The sequence below is a fragment of the Okeania sp. SIO2B9 genome, from assembly GCF_010672505.1.
Taxonomy (GTDB): domain Bacteria; phylum Cyanobacteriota; class Cyanobacteriia; order Cyanobacteriales; family Microcoleaceae; genus Okeania; species Okeania hirsuta.
In genome coordinates this window covers 1-1,380 of the sequence record NZ_JAAHGK010001637.1, presented here as the reverse complement: position 1 = coordinate 1,380, position 1,380 = coordinate 1, and the positions used below count along the sequence as shown (strand labels likewise).

2 protein-coding genes are annotated in these 1,380 nt (G+C 35.9%); both read left to right on the top strand.

Translation table 11 applies throughout. The features are described 5' to 3' along the window. Nucleotides 1-171 precede the first annotated feature (171 nt). Nucleotides 172-1,197: an ABC transporter permease gene (locus F6K13_RS33300; protein ID WP_124145530.1), complete on the top strand. Its 1,026-nt coding sequence runs from the start codon at nucleotides 172-174 to the stop codon at nucleotides 1,195-1,197. Beyond that, entirely contained in the window at nucleotides 1,166-1,324 is a 159-nt protein-coding gene (locus F6K13_RS33295) for a hypothetical protein (protein WP_287289951.1), read from the top strand. Before F6K13_RS33300 ends, F6K13_RS33295 begins: the two co-directional genes overlap by 32 nt. Nucleotides 1,325-1,380 lie beyond the last annotated feature (56 nt).

Sequence of the window (1,380 nt, the reverse complement as noted above, 5' to 3'; positions counted from 1 at the left end):
TATCTACAGGAAATGATGGTTTTTTCTTGCGAGGGTAGCCTTCTTTCCTCTTCCCTCTTTCTTCTTCCTTCTTCCTTCTTCCTTACCTTTGCTATACAAGACCGATGCTACCGGACATGATATTACTTCTTCCTTCTTCCTTCTTCCTTCTTCCTTCTTTAACTTGAAATAATGTCTCGCTCTAAAGCCCTATATTCTTATATATTAATACGTTTGCTATTAGCCCCACTTATGTTATGGACTATTAGTACATTAGTTTTCTTGTTATTAAGAGCAACACCGGGAGACCCTGTAGATGCTATTCTTGGACCAAAAGTATCAACAGCAACAAAAGAAGCTCTAAGAGTAGAACTTGGTTTAGATGGCTCACTACTGGAACAGTATCTTAATTATCTAGGAAAATTACTCAGTTTTGACCTTGGTACATCAATGACCACTCGCGGGGAGTCAGTGTGGCAAATTATTCAAAATTATTTTCCTGCCACTGTAGAATTAGCAGTATTTAGTATGGCGATCGCTCTAATTGTTGGTATTACTGTTGGTTCTATTGCAGCTTCTCACCCTGATACCAAGTTAGATATTGGTGGGCGTTTATTTGGAATTATTACTTATGCAGTTCCACCTTTCTGGGCTGGCATGATTTTACAATTAATTTTTGCAGTACAGTTAAAATGGTTTCCTTTAGGTACTCGTTTTCCTATTACTGAAAATCCACCTCCAAGTATTACAGGTTTATACACAGTTGATAGTATTTTTAGTGGTAATATAAGTCATTTTTTCACCTCTATATATTATTTAGCTTTGCCGAGTTTAACGTTAGGAATTTTGCTCAGTGGTATTTTTGAAAGAATAGTCAGAATTAATCTCAAACGAACATTAAAATCTGATTATGTAGAAGCTGCTAGAGCAAGAGGCGTTCCTGAATTAAGAATACTATTTGCTCATGCTTTCAAAAATGCCATGATTCCAGTAATTACAATTTTAGGATTGACTTTTGCTGCTTTATTAGGAGGAGCAATATTAACCGAAGTAACTTTTTCTTGGCCTGGTTTAGCGAATAGATTATATGAAGCAATTAGTTCGCGAGATTATCCTACAGTACAGGGAATTGTTGTATTTTTTGCCGGAATTGTTGTGGTAGTTAGTATTTTTATTGATATTTTAAATGCTTATATCGATCCGAGAATTAGGTACTAATACCAAGCGCGATAAATGTTTGCTACAAATAACTAGGCTATTTATTAGGAGTCAGGAGTCAGGAGTCAGGAGTCAGGAGGGAAGAAAGAAAAGTTCAAAGGGAGTTATATCATGTCCGGATAATTAGTTATAAAAAAACTTTCTCCTTCAACTCCAGTTCTTCCTCTTCCTTCTTCTTTCTTC